Consider the following 17932-nt stretch of genomic DNA (forward strand, 5'->3'; position numbering starts at 1 on the left):
CTCCTCATACTCGTTGTAAACAGATGGCGGTGTTAACGCCGCCAAATCCCATGCTCAGGCTCAGGGCTCTGTGCATGTCATGCGGCTCCGCTTCTCCACGTACCCAGTTGAACTCGACGTCCATCGGGTCCTCCAAGTTGCGGGTCGGATGCAGCTGAGACGCTCTCATCTGCAGCAGCGTGGCGACGATCTCCACAGCGCCGGCCGCCGTCAGCCCGTGGCCCGTAATCGACTTGGTGGCGTTGATGCGCGCCGCAAGCAGCCCGCATTCGCGCAGAGCCTGCAATTCGGTCTCATCGCCGATCCCCGATCCCGTTCCATGCGGGTTGATGTAGTCGATCTCCTCGGGTGACAGGCCCGCTCGTTCCAGCGCTTGTCGAATCACTCGAACCTCCCCCTCGCACGAGGGGTTCGGGTTGCGGTTGGCATCCATCGCCAGGCCCCAGGCGACCACGCTCGCGTAGGGTCGGACCTGCCGTTGGATCGCATGTTCGGCCCGTTCGATCACGATGACGCCGCATCCTTCCCCGTAAATGAACCCGTCGCGTCCCTTGTCAAACGGACGGCATGCCCGAGCTGGGTCGTCCGCATAGCGGTCGCTTCCCATCGCGCCGAGTGCTCGTAATCCCTGAAGCTCCATGTAGGACAGATCCATCAAGCCTCCCATCGCGAGGCAGACATCAACTTGTCCCGAACGAACCGCTTCAGCGGCCTGCAAGACCGCCAACTGTCCGCTGGCCGAAGCCCCGCCGATCGTGTAGCCGAACCCGCGTATGCCGAACTGTTCGGTACACAGGCCGCTCAGGTCGCTGTCCAGAAAAGAGAGTCCGTAGGTCGGACGCAGAAAGTCGAGCTGGTCCCCGTAGGATTCATGCGTTTGCAGCAGTTCGCGCTGCTGCAGGTTGGAGCCGCCTACCACAAGGCCGATGCGGGACGGGTCGACCGTGCTGAGCTGCGCTTCGTCCCACGCCTCTTGCAAGGTGGCCAGCGCCACTTGCCCGGAAAAAGAGAGCGTGCGCAACAGCCGTTTGGTAAAACGCTCCGGAAGAGACAAGGAAGGAACCTCCGCTCCGAGGAAGGAGGTTCCTTTTTGTCTGCCCTGGCGTTGCATCACGCCGAACGCATGGCGGCCTGCCAGCAGAGCGGAGGTAAAATCCGACTTGCCCTGCCCGATGGCCGAGGTGACGCCAAGGCCCGTGATGAGCAACTCAGGCGGTCTGGAGCTTGCCATAGAGGACCTCGACCAGTTCACCGATGTTTTTCGCCGTGGACAGCTCGACGCGCGGGATCTTCAGGTCCAGCTCTTCGATGGTCATCATGACGATCTCCGCGCGATCCACCGAATTCGCGCCAAGATTGGCCAGTTGGTCCGTCGGCTGGAAGGTGTGACCTTCTAGCTCCGGGAGCACTTCACGGGTATTGCGGACGATGACTTCAAAGATCTCTTGTTTGGTCATTTTACTTCCTCCTTGATTTTGAACTGCTGAAGCAATTGATCGGCTTGTTCGCTGTCGAGATTCCCTTCATACACCTGCAAGAGCAGATCGTCTACGGAGAGCTCCGTTGCCGGCTGTTCCGCGATCGGATGCTTGTGCAGCTGCTTGCTCAAGTAGGCGGCGAATTCGCGAAGGGTCGGGTAGTCGTAGACTTTGGTCGCCGGGATGTCGGTGCCATGTTGCTGGTTGATTACGCGAATCCATTCCACTCCGACGATGGAGTCCAGGCCCATGTCGACGAACTTCCTGTCGAGGTCGATGTCGCTTGGCTGCAGGAACAGCGCGTCTGCGAGACTGGTGCGCAGTTCTTCTTGCAACGCCTCTGCGGACGGGGCACTGGGGATCGGGCTCGCCGTTTTGATCTCTGGCTGGCTAGGTTCGCTCGGCTGCACCTTCAGGGATTTTGACAGATAGGTGGCCAATTCGCGGACGGTCGGGTAGTCATAGACTTTGGTCGCCGGGATGTCGGTGCCGTACTGCTGGTTGATTACGCGAATCCATTCCACTCCGACGATGGAATCCAGCCCCATGTCGACGAACTTTTTGTCGAGGTCGATGTCGGCCGCTTGCAGGAACAACGCGTCTGCGAGACTTGCGCGCAATTCTTCGTGCAGGGTGGCCGCCGAGACGGAAGGAGCCGCCTTGGGAGCTTTGATTTGCGGTGCAGGCGTCGGCGTTGGTGTCGGTGCTGGTACAGGTGCCGTTGCCGCTCTTGGTGCGTTTTTGCTCAACACGTTTTCGATGTAGCCGGCAAACTCGCGGATGGACGGGTAGTCATAGACTTTGGTCGCCGGGATGTCCGTGCTGTACTGTTGATTGATCACGCGAACCCATTCCACACCGACGATGGAGTCCAGCCCCATGTCCACGAATGCCTTGTTCACGTCGACGTCGCTCGGCTGCAAGAACAGCGCTTCGGCCAGGGTCGCTTGCAGCTCTTTTTGCAAAGACTCCGCCGGGATGGATGCCGGAACAGACGGTACAGGCACCGCCACTTTGATCTCCACAGGGGCCGGTGCCGTCGTCGCTTGACCTACAGGTGACAGTTGGATCGGTCGACGGGGTGCTGACCGTTCCGAGGACGGCTCGCGGACAGCCGACAGCGGCTGCAGCGCGATCCCGTTCGTTCGGACGGAACGGTTCGATCTGCCGGAACGGTTCGACGACGCTTTGGCCGGTCCGATCGGCTTGAGTTCGCCCTCCGGTGCGACTGGTGCGACTGGTGCTACCGGTGCTGCCGGTGCTACACGGATCGCCGGGAGCCAGATGCGTTGTTTGGCGAACGGGTACGACGGGAGACTGATCAGGCGGGGCTGGTGTGCACCGTGCAGCTTTTTCCAATCTAAGGTCAATCCCTTGACCCACAAGGAAAGGAGTTTGCCGAACTTGCGCTTTGCAATCCACGCTTCAATCGTCAGCGCCATGTCTTCATCGGCGGCAAACAGCATCAGATCCTCATTGTTGCGTCTGAATTGCCCGCGATACAGGTCTTCTACGCCCGTCTCGCCAGCTGCATAGCGCTTCAGCTTGTCAGTCATCTCTTGCAGAGAGCCAACGACCAGCGCCAGCCGCTCTTCCATCGGCTCGCGTCCCACCTGCAGCGTGTAGGCCGCATCGGACAGATTGGCCTCCGTGATTCGCCCGTCCTCGACGGCTGCCAGCAGCTGCAGAGCCTGTTGGCGAAGCTGCTCTTCCTGGCGAGCCGACAGCACGATCACAGCCGGGTTCTGCGGCGTGACCCGCGCCTGCATCCCAGACGCTTGCTCAGGTCTGTACTCTTCGATGAGGATGTGCGCATTGGCACCCCCTGCACCAAACGAGGACAGACCTGCGATGCGCGGACCTTCCTGTTCTTTGCCGTCGATCTCTACCACCGGACGCTTCCAGTCGGTCAGCTCCTGCTGCACCACAAACGGCGTTTTCCCAAACTGAATGTTCGGGTTCAACTCTTGCGCATGCAGGCTCGGCGCAAGTTGGCCATGCTTCATCTGCATGACGATCTTCGCAAGTCCCGCGATGCCGGCTGCCGCTTCCAGATGTCCGATGTTCGACTTCACCGAGCCGATCGCGCAGAATCCGGTGTCCTTCGTATGGCGTCGGAAAGCTTGTGTCAGCCCGGTGATCTCGATCGGATCGCCGAGCTCTGTGCCCGTGCCGTGCGCTTCGATGTAGCTGACTTGGCGCGCGTTGAGTCCGGCCCGCTGCAAGGTCTCGAAGATCAGGTCGCCTTGCGCAGTCGGGTTGGGCACGGTGTACCCGTTGGTCTTGCCGCCGTGGTTCACGCGGGAGGCTCGGATCAGCGCATGAATCTGGTCGCCGTCCGCGAGCGCTTGCGACAACGGCTTGAGCAATACTGCGCCCACACCTTCGCCCGGCACGAATCCGTTGCCGTTCAGCCCTAAGCTCTTGCATTGCCCGTCCGTCGAGAGCATGCGCTGCGCACTGAGGAACACGTAGGTGGAAGGATGCAGGTACAGGTTCACCCCGCCCGCGATCGCCATCTCGCAGTCCCCGCGATACAAGTGCTCGCAAGCCTCATGAATCGCGCTCAGCGAAGAGGAGCACATCGTATCCACCGGCATGCTCGGCCCGTTGAGGTTGAGGAAATACGACACGCGGTTCGCAACGGAAGCAAAAGACGTGCGCGGGAAGATCTTCTCCCCTTGCTTCCACAGATCCGGCCCATACAGCTCAAAGCCGGTTTTGGTCACGCCGACAAACACCCCGACGCGGCCTTCGTGCTGGTCCGCGATGCGCTCCTTGGTATATCCGGCATCCTCCAGCGCCTTCCAGCTCTCTTCCAAGAAGAGGCGCTCCTGCGGGTCGATGTTGATCGTCTCTCGGGGCGACAGGTTGAAGAACTGCGGATCGAAGTCTGCGAATCCGTCTACAAAACCGCCCCATTTGCTATAGCTTTTGCCTTGTCTCATCGCTTCGTCTTGATTCGGATGGTAATAATCATCCAGCGACCAGCGTTCGCTCGGAACCTCGGAGACGCAGTCTCGGCCCGCTTTTAGATTCTCCCAATAGTGCTGTAGCGAAGGCGACTTGGGATAGCGGCCGGAGATCCCGATGATCGCAATCGGTTCACGCTCGTTCGGTTTCGTCGGCAATGGCGCTACAGGCGCGATCCGTTCGACCGGTCTTGCCGGCGGCTGTGCAACAGATGCATCCGCTGCGACGGGTGCTTCATACCCCGTCCACCGCTGGCAGGCCGTCCGTTCTTCCTCGACAAAATAGTCGGCCAGCGCGCCCAGCGTGCGGTATTCAAAGAAGAGCGTCTTGGACAGATCGCCAAAGATCACGGCGAGCTTCTGGTTGAGCTTGGAGATCATCAGCGAATCGATCCCGTAGCTCTCCAGCGGCTCTTCGGCATCCAGCTGGTTCGCGCGGATGTCGGTGGTCTCGCTGAAGAGAACTTTTAGCGCATGCAAGGTCTTGGCGCGCAGTGCGGCGTCTTGCTCCTTGGCAGGCGTGACGACCTCTGCGGCTTCGGCTTTGGCTGCGCGTGCCTCGATGCGTTCTGCCACTTGACGAAGCGTGGTCTCATAGAGCGAAGCCGACGTGAGTTCCAGCCCGTATTGACGGTTGATCTTCTGCGCCAGTTCGCTGAGCAGGTACGGATCGAAGCCGTATTCCGTCAGTTGGGCATCCGGATCGATCTCGTTCCCCTTCACGTTGAGCAACTCGGAAACCATGTGCAGCAGGGCTGCTTCCAGCGGCGGCAGGACCGCCGTCGAGGAAGCGGACGTTGCGTGAACCGGTTCTGAGTGCAAGGTCTGCTTGATTTGTGCACGTTTGCCTTCCAACACCATCACCTGATCTTTGCCGGTTGCTAGACCGCGATACAAGGCCTGCAACCCGGTTTGAGTTCGCAGAGGGATCATCCCCATGCGTTGCAGCAGCAGCTTTTCCGTCTCTTCGTCAACGCGCATTCCGCCCTCTTGCCAGAGCGGCCAGTTGATGGACAAGATGCGTCCGCCGCGAGAGTTCGCAAAGGCATCCAGGAATGCGTTCGCCGTCGCGTAGTCGGCCTGTCCGAGATTGCCGAAGACGGCTGCGACGGAGGAGAAGAGCACGAAGAAGTCGAGGTTCAGGCCTTTGCTGGCCGCATCCAGATGCACCAGACCTGCAACCTTGGGAGCCAGCACCTCGGCCAGCTCCTCTTGTGTTTTCTTGAAAATGAACTGATCCCGGTTGACGCCCGCACCATGCAAGATGCCGTGCAGGGTGCCGTATTTTTCACAGATGCCTTCGATCAGGCGTGTCACCTCAGGAGCAGAGCTCACGTCGACTTGTCGATATTCCACGCATGCGCCCATGCCCCGCAGTTTCCGCAGACGGGCCTGACCAGCGTCCGACAGCGGGGATCGGCCCGCGAGAATCAGGGTCGGGTTGGCGGCCTGCCGTGCGATCTCCTCGGCGACGATCATCCCGATCCCGCCGGCGCCGCCCGTAAGCAGGTAGATGCCTCCTGAACGCCACGGAACCGGGGCGCGCTCTTGATCGATCTCCACTTCGCGCCACCCGGCAACAAGACGCTTGCCGTTTTGATAGCGGACATGGTCGTCTTGCAGGGCGTGCAGGTTCTCTTGCAGTCTCGCTTCAAGCCCTGCGCCCGACTCCACTTCGATCACTTGCCCGATGAAGTTCGGGTTCTCCAACTGCGCCGTTCGCAACAGGCCGGACAGCGCGGTGAACAGCTGCGAATCCGCCTGTGACGGCACGGCGATCTGCATCAGCACCTTGCCCTTCGGCTTGTTCTGCAGAAGGGTCTGAATCTCCGTGAACACCTGTGCCGCATACGCTTGGAAGCGTTCTGCAAGCGCAGCGGAGCCGGCTTGCAGGATGCGATACTGCAACGAATCGAGCTTCGCCTCGACCTCGCAGAGCAGCACAAGATGCTGCGCGAGAGACGGTGGTGAAGATTGCGGGACCACCGCCTGCTCGGTCCAGATCGGTTCAAACAGCAGCGCTTCATAGGCATCCTGCGCTTGCGAAATCCAGTGGCGCTCCTTCGCGAACGGATAGGTCGGCAGGCTGAGACGGCGCGGTCGGTTCTCGCCGTAGAGTCGGTTCCAGTCAGAAAACTGGCCCTTCACCCAGAGTTCGGCGATCTGCTCCGCCCCTCGCGATTCCGGATGAGCGGCCGCTTCGGCCGAGCTCGCCTTGCCGCGCTTGACCTGTCCTCGCCAGACACCGTTCAGCCCGGGCTGCCCTTGCAAGAACGCCTGCAATCTGCGCTCCATCTCTTCAACCGACGTGACGACCAGCGCCAGGCGCTCTTCCATCGCATCGCGCCCAACTTGCAGCGTGTAGGCGATGGATGCGAGGTCTTCGTCGGCAAACTCCTGCGCAACGAGGGCGTTGCACAGTTGCCGCACCTGCTCCTGCAGGCGCTGTTCATTCTTGGCTGACAGCGCGATGACGACCGGGTTCTCGGTGGAGGTCTCCGTCTTCGATCTCGGCTGCTCCTTCGGCAGATACTCCTCGATCACGACATGCGCGTTGACGCCGCCGAACCCGAAGGAACTGACGCCCGCACGGCGCGGCAGGTCTTGGCCGGCTGCGTCTTGCAGAGCCTCCCATCGCTTCGCCTCCCGCACGAGATAGAACGGGCTGCCCTCCAGTTGGATGTAGGGATTGACCGTTTCGCAATGCAGCGTAGGTGCCAGCGTCCGGTGACGGAGCTGCAGCAGCACTTTGATCACGCCTGCGATGCCGGCCGCGAGTTCAAGGTGGCCGATGTTCGTTTTCACCGAACCCAGCCCGCAGTGAACGCTCTCGACCTCTTGCGTCCCTGTTCTTCTGTACAACTCTTGGAACGCGCTCTTCAATCCGTTGATCTCAATCGGGTCGCCCAATTCGGTGCCCGTTCCGTGCGCCTCGATGTAGGTGACGGTCCGCGGGTCGATGCCGGCTTTGTCGTACGCATTGATCAGCAGGTCCGCTTGGGCCTTCGGGTTGGGAGCCGTCAGCGAGTTCGCGCGTCCCCCGTGGTTGACCGCCGTCGAGCGAATCAAGCCGTAGATATGATCTCCGTCGCGCTCGGCAACCGACAGCTTTTTCAAAACGAGCATGCCGACCCCTTCGCCGCGCACATAGCCGTTCGCCGCGTCCGAGAACGTCTTGCAGCGTCCGTCTTCAGATAGCATGCCGGCCTTGTTGAAGCTGATGTGCGCCTCCGGGGTTACGATCGTGTTCACACCGCCGACGACCGCCATGTCGCAGTCGCCGTTCTGCATCGCGCTGACGGCGCGGTGGATGGCGACCAGCGAACTTGAACAAGCGGTCTCCACCGGCTCGCTCGGGCCGTGAAGGTTCAGGGCATAGCTCGTGCGGTTCGGTCCGACCGACGGCACGACGCCCGTGGACGAGTACCCTTCAATCGGGAAGTTCGCCTGCGTGATCAGTCCGCTGTACCCGCTGCTTCCCGTTCCGACGAAAATCCCCGTCTTACTGCCCGACAGGCTCTGTGCCAAATAGCCCGCATCCTCGATCGCCTTCCAGACATAGGTCATCAAAAGGCGCTGCTGAGGGTCCATCAGCTTGGCTTCAAGCGGCGAGATGCCGAAGAAGAGCGAATCGAACTTGTCGGTCTCGTCGAGGAAGCCGCCCCACTTGATGTTCGTTTTGTTGGCTTCCGTCTTCGGGTCGCCAAAATAGGCTCTCCAATCCCAGCGTTCCGGAGGAATCTCGGAGATGCAGTCGATGCCTTCCACGAGGTTGTGCCAGAACTCCTGCATGTCGCGGGATTGCGGGAAGGCCCCGCTCATCCCCACGATGGCGATCGGCTCGGTCACCGCCGATTGTGCCTGTTGCACCACAGCGGTACGCGGGCGGCGCTTTTGTCTCGTCGCCCGGGTCGGAGTCGCTTCTTGCAGCAGGGGCGCTGCGACTTCCGCCCGTGCCGTTTCCGCTTGCACGGGGGCAGCCGGGGAGGAAGGAGCCGTCAAGCGCGAGGCGAACACATCTCGGAATTCGTCGGCCAAATAACCGGCAAACTCATGCAGCGTCGGATGCTCGAAGAAGATCGTCGGCATCAGGTCCAGCTTGTACGCCTCGTTTAGATCGTTGGCAAACTCGGTCAGCGTGATCGAATCAAAACCGTACTCGCTCAGCTCTGCATCCGCATCCAGCTCTTCTGCATCGACCTTGAGCAGACGGGAAACCGTCTGAGTCAGCAGGCCCAGCACGCGCTCTCGCAGGTTCATGCTGTCCGCCTTGTCATCGACAGCAACAGCGACAGAGGACGGCGAGACGGAGACAGATGCCGGCAGCAGTTTCTTCTTGATGCGCTCCGCTTTTCCTTCGATCACCAGCACTTGGTCCTGACCCGATGCCAAGCCTTCATAGAAGGCGCGAAGTCCGCTCTTGGTGCGCAGCGGGATCATGCCGAGGCTCTGCATCATCATCTTCTCGGTTTCCGGATCGACATGCATGCCGCCCTCTTTCCAGAGCGGCCAGTTGATCGACAGCGTCCGGCCAAGGCGACCCCCGGCGGCCACCCGTCTGTTGCGATGCGCCGCGTACTGATCCATGAACGCATTAGCCGCCGCATAGTCGGCCTGCCCCGGATTGCCAAGGCCGCCGGACAGCGAAGAGAACAAGACAAAGAAGTCCAAGGCCATGTCTTGGCTGGCGACATCAAGGTTCACAAGCCCGCGCACCTTCGGTGCCAGCACTTGCGTCAGTTCCGCCGCTGTTTTCTTGATGATGAAGCTGTCTCGGATCACCCCGGCGCTGTGCAGGATGCCGTTCAGGGTACCATGATCCGCCCGCAGCTCTGCAAACAGCTTCTCGACTGCCGCTCGATCGGTCACATCCACCTGCTTGTACACCACGCGCGCCCCCAGAGACTCCAGTTCGGACAGCGCCTCTCGTTGAGGCTCGCCCAGCACGGATCGACCTGTGAGCACCAGCGTTGCACCCGGCGCCTGTGTGGCGATCTCCTTGGCAAACACCAGTCCAAGACCGCCCGCACCGCCGGTGAGGAGATAGATGCCGCCCTCTTTCCACGGTGTCAAAAGGGCATCTGCATCTGCGGATGCGCGAACTTCGCGCCAGCCCGCCACTTGTCGTGAGCTTCCCTGATATCTAATGCGGTCTTCCTTCCCGCTGTTGCGATCTCCCAGCAGCTTCTCCTCAACCGCTTTGAGCTCATCGACTTCGATCAGCTGCCCGATCAAGTTCGGATTTTCCATCTGGGCGGTTTTCAGCAGACCTGACAGCCCGGCGAGCAGAAGTTGTTCCGCGTGGGCCGGCACGACGATCTGCACCAGCACCTTGCCCTTGGGCTTGCCTTGCAAGATGCGCTGAATCTCCTCCAACGCCTGCATCGCATACGCTTCAAAACGCACCTCGATGTCTCTCTCATCCGCTTGCAACGTCAGGCAGCGCGCCTCTTGCACGTCAGCTTCGAACTCGCAGGACAGCACGAGATGATCCGCATAGGCCGTCGCCTCTTGCTGTTCGTGCGCCTGTTCCGTCCAATGCGGTGCCAGCATAAGCGTTTCGAACGCCTCCGAGTCGGCCTGATTTTCCAGCACGCGAGAGGAAAAGCCCTTCATGTGCGCACACACGTTGCCTTGCTCGTCACAAAGGCGAATGTCGAGCTTCTGCACGCTATCCCCCGGCTTGCACCCCTCGCTGTAGCGAACCTGCGCCCACATCGAAGACGTGCAAGGAGCATAGATGTCAAGCTCCTGCAACGCAAACGGAAGCGCCGGCTTCAGCGATGCCACGCCGAGCTGGAACCCGATCGCCGCCTGCAAGGCCGCGTCCATCAGGCTCGGGTGCAGGACGTATTGCGAATCGGTTCCCGTCACGCTCGACGGCAGTGTCAAACGAGCCAGAATCTGCCCGTCGCCGACCTGCAACAGATCGAGCGCACGCTGCGCCGGACCATACTCCAAGCCCATCGCGGCAAAGCTCTCATAGCACTCCGACGCGCTGATCTCACGCGTACTGCAAGCTGCCTTCAACTCCTCAACAGGCAACTGCTCCACCTGTTTCTTGCCCATCACGACAGCACGCCCTTGGCTGTGTATGTTCGCGTCAACGCCGCTGAAGATCTCGTAGGAGATCGTGCCATCTTCCTCTTCGCACAGTCCGATGTGTACCTCGACAGGCCGCTCGCCAACTGTGACAGGGTGCGTCCAGACCACATTTTGCAGACGAAGGAATTGCGTGTCCTCGCCGGGAGCTCCGGCCGCCAGTTCGACGGCGGCGCGCGCCATCTCCAGATAGGCGACGCCCGGCAGAACTCGCTGTCCCTTCACCACATGATCGGCGAGGAAAAACTCCTGTCCCGTCAAGCTCGTGCTGTATCTCTGTTCGGAAAAATCGGACGTGTTCCGATGCAAAAGCGGATGAAGCGCGTCCGTCGTCAAGCCTGCTCGAACGACGGCCGGACGCTCAAGCTGCGGTGCCCAGCAACGCTGTTTGGCAAACGGATAGGTCGGCAGGCTGATGCGGCGCGGCAATTCCTCGCCCCACAGCTTGCTCCAATCGAGCGCCAGGCCCTTGACCCACAGGTCGGCCAGCTTTGACAGCTTGCGGCGCTGAATCCATTTTTCAATCGCTTCCTGCAGCTCTTCATCTGCGGCGAAGAGCGAGAAGGTGTCTCGGTTGCCTTTGACCTGCCCTCGGAACAGTTTACTGATCTCTTCCTCTCCGCTGATAAACGCCTCCAGCTTGCGAACCAGCTGCTGCACCGAACCTGCAACTACGGCGAGACGCTCTTCCATCGCTTCTCGTCCCACCTGCAAGGTATAGGCCATGTCCGCGAGATCTTCGTCGGCGAATCGTCCCTCCTGCAGTGCGGCGAGCAGGTTCTCCGCCTGTTGACGCAGGCGCTGTTCATTTTTGGCCGACAGCACGAGCAGCACCGGATTCTGCGGCGACACCTCGACAGGCGTGCGCAGCGGCTCAGCCGGAACGTACTCCTCGATGATCACATGCGCGTTGGAACCGCCCGCCCCGAACGACGAGATGCCGGCGATGCGCGGCACTTCGCGAACCTGACCGCCGATCTCCACCAGCGGACGCTTCCACTCCGCCAGCTCCTGCTGCACGACGAACGGGGTCGCGTCAAAGTCGATGTTCGGGTTAAGCACCTTGGCATACAGCGAAGGCGCGAGTTGGCGATGCTTCATCTGCAGCAACACCTTCGTAACGCCGGCGATGCCCGCTGCGCTCTCGCAGTGACCGATGTTCGACTTGGCCGAGCCGATGGCACAGGATTGCAGTTTGGCGTTTGCCGTGGCCTGGAAGGCCTTGGTCAAGCCTGCGATCTCGATCGGATCGCCAAGCGAGGTGCCGGTACCGTGCGCTTCGATGTAGGAGACCATGCTCGGGTCAAGTCCCGCCTGCCGCAGCGCCTGCTCGATCACATTCGCCTGCGCATTCGGGTTCGGGACGGTATACCCGTTGGTTTTGCCCCCGTGGTTGATCGCCGTCGCCTTGATCACGCCGTAGATCTGATCGCCGTCTTCAATCGCTTTGGACAAAGGCTTGAGCAGCACCGCGCCAACGCCTTCGCCCGGCACGTACCCGTCGCCCCCTTCGCCAAAACTCTCGCATCGCCCTTTGCTCGACGCGAACTTGCCTTGGCCGAGCAAAATGTACTTATTCGGGTGAATCGAGACGTTGACACCGCCGGCGATCGCCAGCTCGCAACCGCCTTGTTGCAAGCTCTGGCAGGCCAGATGAATCGCCGTCAGCGAAGACGAACACATCGTATCGACGGCAAGGCTCGGCCCGTGCAGGTTGAAGAAGTACGACACCCTGTTGGCGATCGAAGCCGGACTTCCCGCCAGCGCGATCGGGCGGCCAAGCAGCGTCTCCTGTGCGCCGTACAGCTGATACTCTTCGTACATCACGCCGACATAGACCCCAACGTTGCCGTCAAGCCCCCGTCCGCGCTGCTTGGCGAGCGTCTCGCGGGTATAACCGGCGTCTTCCATCGCTTCATAGACGATCTGCATGAACAATCGCTCCTGCGGGTCCATGAGCTCAGCCTCGCGCGGGGAGATGTTGAAGAACAGCGGATCGAATTGATCCACGCCGTCAATAAATCCGCCCCATTTGCTGTTCGTCTTGCCCGCCTTGTTTTTGTCCGGGTCAAAATAGAGGCTATGATCCCAGCGTTCTTGAGGAATCTCCGTGATCGAATCCTCGCCGTCCCGCAGATTGCCCCAGAATTCCTGAAGGTTGCGCGCCCCCGGATAGCGGCCGGAGACGCCGATGATCGCGACGTCCAGCCTGCCGTTCGCTCCCTCTTCTTGTGCATGCGCCATCGAAGCGAACCGCTGGCGTCGACGGCTGACGAGCGCCGTCCGTTCCGGCGTCTCCTTGACCGCAGGCTTGCGGGCCGGCGCGGCGTCTTGCGCCGGTTCCTCGTCCCCTGTCAGCCGCACCAGTTGCGCTCGATGCGAGTCGAGGAAGTACCCAGCCAGGTCTCGGAGGTTCTGGTACTCAAAAAAGAGCGTCTTGGGCAGAGAACCAAATGTTTTTTCCAACTGGTTGGTCAGCTTCATCACCAGCATGGAATCAATCCCGTACTGTTCGAGCGGCGCATCCGCATCAAGGCGGCTCACCGGCCATTTCAAAACGGTGGACACCTGCTCTTTGAGATACGCGATCGCTCTCTCCTGCAAGGGGTCCGCGCTCGCAGCAGCTACCTCTTCCCGGCTCGTTTCCACGAGCTTCTCCGGCACAGCGGCCTGCTCGTCTTCCGCAACCGCTCCAGCTTCCAGCACGCGGGAGGTATACCCTTTGAGACGGATGCGAACGCTTCCTTCCTTGTCGCAGAGGTCGACATCGAGCTTTTGCACCTTGTCTTCCGGCCGGCTGCCCGCGCTGTATCGAACGAGCGCCCACATCTCGGCTTCACACGGCCCGAAGACATCTAGCTCCTGCAACGCAAACGGCAGTGCCGGCTTGAAGATCTCTTGCCCGATCAGGAACCCGACGGCCGATTGCAAGGCCGCATCTGCAAGGCTCGGATGCAGAAGGTAGTCGGCCAGAGAGTCGGTGACGACGGACGGCAGCCTCAATCCGGCCAGCACGCGCCCTTCGCCCACCTGCACCTGCTCGATGCCTTGATAGGCCGGCCCGTACTCCATGCCCATCGCACGGAAAAATTCATAGCAGTCCGCTGCCCCGTACTGTCCCTGCACGAAGGATGCTTGCAGTTCCTTCAGGTCCCACTTCGGCGCTTCTTCCGCCGGCGCATTCCGCACGGCGCGTCCTTGGCTGTGCACGATCTCCTCCCCGTCTTGCAGGGTGTAGACCTCATATCCAACCTCTCCGCCCGCCTCCGGGAAGAGGGCGATGTGTACCTCGACAGGTTCTTCGCCGACGAGGATCGGCCGCGCCCAGACCACATTGCGCAGGCGAACATCCTTCAGGCCAGCCGCCTGCTCGACCGCCTTGCGGGCCATCTCCAGATAGGCCACGCCGGGCAGCACCTTCTGCCCCTTGACCACATGATCGGCCAAGAAGAACTCCGCTCCCGTGAACGTCGAGGAAAAGCGCTGTTCCGCAAAATCAGACGTGTTCCGATGAACCAGCGGATGCAACTGCGACGCCGTCGGAAGAGCGCTGACCTCCGCCTTCTGTGCAACCCAGTATTCTTCCCGCGCGAACGGATAGGTCGGCAGGTTCGTGCGCGTAGGTCTTTCTGCGCCGAACAGCGCGTCTCCCGCGATCTCGCCGCCTTGGCAATACAGACCGGCAAGTGTACGAAGGTGCTCCTGATAGGCCGCAGGGTTCGTCGCCAATTCGCGGCTCTTCCCTGCCAGCTCCAACGCCTGCTCCTGCAGGGCCGGCTCTCCGGCCTTCTCGCGCGCCACCTTGCCGCGGAACACGTTGGCATCTTGCACACCTTCCCGCGCCTGTTTCAGAACGCGCAGCATCTCCTGCGCATCCTGCACCACGACCGCCAGACGATGGGCAAAATGCTGCCGCCCCTCCAGCAACGTGTAGCTGATCTGCGCGAGACTGCCTGCCGCGCCCGAATCGGTCTCCAGCATCGCGATCATGTCTTGCAGTTTCTCTTGCAGCGCCTCGTCCGTTTTCGCCGAAAATGCGAGCAGGTAATGCGAGTCCTGGGGACCGGTATTCCCACCCTTTTCAAAACTGCGGACGACCATGTGCGCGTTGGTGCCGCTCATGCCGAACGAACTCAACGCTCCCACACGGCCTGCGCCCGCCCGCTTCGTCCACGGCTTGCTCGTCTTATTCACATAAAAGGCACTGTTCTCCCAACGGATGTACTCGTTCTCCGTCTCGCAATGCAGGCTGGCCGGGATGGTCTCATGCCGCATCGCCTGAACCAAGCTGATCAGGTTGACCAAACCTGACGCCGCAAACGTGTGGCCCAGATTGGTCTTGGTCGAAGTCAGCGCACAATACCCGCGCTTTTGCGTGCGGCGCTTGAAGACGTCCTGCAGCGCATGAACCTCGACCGGGTCCCCGAGCTTCGTCCCGGTGCCATGCGTCACGATGTAGTCGATCTCTTCCGGGTCTACCTCGTGCTGCTCGTACACATCCTGTACGAGATTCGCCTGTGCGACGGTGCTTGGCGCCGTGATGCCGTTCGTCTTGCCGTCATAGTTCACGCCGCTGCCTTGGATGACCGCGTAGACCGGGTCGCCGTCCGCCAGTGCTTGCGAGAGCCGCTTGAGCACGACCACCGCCACGGCTTCCCCCGGCACCAAACCATTCGCCCCGTTGTCAAACGCCTTGCATTTGCCATCCTCCGACAGCATGCCGGCCTCCGTCATGCCTAGGTAAGCGGCCGGCGTCAGCAGCAAGTTCACGCCGGCGACCACCGCCGCGTCACACTCCCCATTTCGCAGGCTCAAGCAGGCCTGATGGGCTACCACCAACCCGGAGGAGCAGGCGGTATTGATCGCCATCACCGGGCCGCTAAAGTTCAGGAAATACGGCAGGCGCGCCGCAAGAATCGCGTTATGGTTCGACGTGATGCTGGTATCCTCGCCTTGAGACAGCATCTGATAGTCGCCTTCTTCCACGCCGACGAACATGCCGATCTTGCTCTCGTTCAGATGTCGCTTGCCCAATCCCGCATCTTCCAGCGCCCGCCACGCCTCTTGCAGGAGCAGGCGCTGTTTCGGGTCCATCGCTTCGGCTTCCAGCGGCGAGATCTCAAAGAACAGCGGATCGAACTCCCGCACGCCCGGGATCGCACCCAGCCATTTGCTGCGGCTGCGGTCGCCATAATACTCCCGCCAGTCATAGCGGTCTTCCGGAATCTCGGTGACCGCATCCCGTCCTTCGGCGAGGATGTCCCACAGTTCGTCGATGTCGCGCGCCTGCGGGAAGCGCCCGCTCATCCCGATGATCGCAATCGGCTCCGGCCCCGCTCCCGAGGTCTCGGTCGCCGCCGTTTCCGCAATAGTGTCCTCAAGAGACGCTTCCGGCTGTTTCTCCACACGCTCAGGCTGCACTCGCTCCGTCGCGTAGAAGGCGCGCACGACTTCTCCATGCTCGCTCTCCAGATGCGAGACCAGCGCCTGAATCGTCGAATGCCCGAAAAACACCGCCGGGGAGATCTCCACGCCAAAATGCTTCGTCATCGCAGCGGCCAGCGCGGCCAAGCTGACCGACTCAAATCCAAAATCGGCCAGGTTCGTCCCCACGTCCAACTTGTCCCGCGAGACCTTTAGAATTCCGCCGATCAGTTCTTGCAAATCCCACGTCAAGCATTGTGCCACCGTAAATCCCTTCATCTCCGGACGTCTTCCGGAACCGGAAGAGAGGACCGCTTGCGAGGTCGGAGCCTTCGAAGGCTCCGGCTGCGACAGGCCGAGGAAGTGCTCGACTCGACGGCGCTCTCCGGCCATGACCAGATGCTGCGTCCGCTCCTGCGAGAGAAGGAGGTCGAACATCGCCAGCCCTTCTTCCACTTCCAAGAAGCGCTGACCGCTCGTTTTCAGGTAGATCTTGGCGCTCTCCTCATCTTCCAGCCCCATGCCTCCGTCTCTCCAGAGCGGCCAGTTGATCACCAGCGTCTTACCGGGACGCCCATGTTCGTTTCGCATGGCTGCATAGGCCATCTGGAACCGGTTCGCCAGCGCATAGTCACCCGAACCAAAGTCGCCGAGGACCCCCGAAGACGACGAGAAATAGCAGACGAACTCCAACGCCTCTTCGTCTGCGAGCAGCTCGTCAAGCACTTGGGTGCCCCTGATTTTCGGGTCGAGGATGCGCTTGAAACTCTCCGCATCTTTCTCAAGGATGCTCCGGTCGCTCGTGACACCCGCCGCATGCACAACGCCATGAATCGCGCCAAACTGCTCACGCGCTTGAGCAAGCCCTTCCCGCATCGCATCCGCCTCGCAGACATCCGCTTTCACATACAGGACTTGGCTGCCCAGCTGTTCCAGAGCACGGAGCTTGGCCAGCTTCTCATCGTCAAGCGCAGAGCGGCCAGTCAGGATCAGCTTGACCAGACCTTTTTTCGCAAAATATTCCGAAAATAAATACCCAAGCCCGCCGCATCCTCCGGTGATCAGATAAGTGCCCCCTGCTCTCACCTTCAAGTCGCCCGCTTGCAAGTCGGTCGGCTGCACGGAGCAGACATAGCGCTTGCCGGATCGGTAGAGAACGCTGGAGAGCGACGGCGCTTGCAGTTCCGTCAAAATCTTCGGCAGGCACGCAGCGAGCGAGACCTCTCCCTCTTGAATGAACATGGCCGCCTGCGTCTGTGGCAGCACGAGCCGTAGCGAGCGGGTCAGCGCGATCCACGACTCCAGATGACAGCGCTCCAATTCGTTGGCATAAGAACCGAGGAGCAGCAGTCGCTTGGCCTGCACGTTCGACTTCGCCAGATCTTGGACAAGAGGAACGAGCGCAACCGGGTCCTGACGGCAGCTCGCATCCTCCAGCGGACAGAGGTACAGCACGGCGTCCACCTCTTGCCAGTCCTGCCGCCCGTCGCCGAGCACGTCCTGAAGGCTCTCCCCGCTGGTGACGAACGCAACCTGTGTGCGATCATCGACAGCCTGCACCGCTTCCACGACCGCTTGCTGATGCTCCGGCTCTGTCAGGAAGCAGATCAGCTTGCTCGCACGAAGCGGCGTTCCCTCGGCCGCCTTTTCCTCCTTCCAGACTTCTTCATAGGTCAACAATTCAGAAGCCGGCTCAGAAACGGACTCGTTTCTGCTTGCCGCCTGTGCATTTCGAATCATATCTATCGCTTCGGATTTGGACAAACGATTGTGTTTCACTTCAGACAATAGTTGCTGCAGGAAATCTTTCATATGTGCCTCCTCGCGGTTCGGCGTTCCTTTTCGAATTTCTCTCATAAAATAGAAAAAAGGGAGGATCGCTCCTCCCTTTTCTTAGGTTCTGCTATGAAAATATGTCATGCGGACATACTCTTCCCATGTCATCTGCCCACATGC

The 17932-nt window shown here is 60.8% G+C and carries 3 protein-coding genes; all 3 read right to left on the reverse strand.

Annotated elements, in window-relative coordinates; all coding sequences use genetic code 11:
• Positions 1 to 4: 4 nt before the first annotated feature.
• The 3 genes from NI000_RS26520 to NI000_RS26530 are packed head-to-tail and all read right to left on the reverse strand — an operon-like array spanning position 5 to position 17833.
• On the reverse strand, positions 5 to 1231 hold the full coding sequence (locus NI000_RS26520; RefSeq protein ID WP_253414375.1) for a beta-ketoacyl synthase N-terminal-like domain-containing protein: 1227 nt from the start codon (positions 1229 to 1231) through the stop codon (positions 5 to 7).
• Complete coding sequence (locus NI000_RS26525) at positions 1209 to 1457, reverse strand: acyl carrier protein (RefSeq protein ID WP_253414376.1); 249 nt, start codon at positions 1455 to 1457, stop codon at positions 1209 to 1211. The genes NI000_RS26520 and NI000_RS26525 overlap by 23 nt, the downstream gene beginning before the upstream one ends.
• Positions 1454 to 17833, reverse strand: a complete 16380-nt coding sequence (locus NI000_RS26530; RefSeq protein WP_253414377.1) for an SDR family NAD(P)-dependent oxidoreductase — start codon at positions 17831 to 17833, stop codon at positions 1454 to 1456. The genes NI000_RS26525 and NI000_RS26530 overlap by 4 nt, the downstream gene beginning before the upstream one ends.
• Between the last annotated feature and the right edge of the window lie 99 nt (positions 17834 to 17932).

Origin of the sequence: Paenibacillus tyrphae, from assembly GCF_024158745.1 — a bacterium.
In the GTDB taxonomy this organism is placed as follows: domain Bacteria; phylum Bacillota; class Bacilli; order Paenibacillales; family NBRC-103111; genus Paenibacillus_G; species Paenibacillus_G tyrfis_A.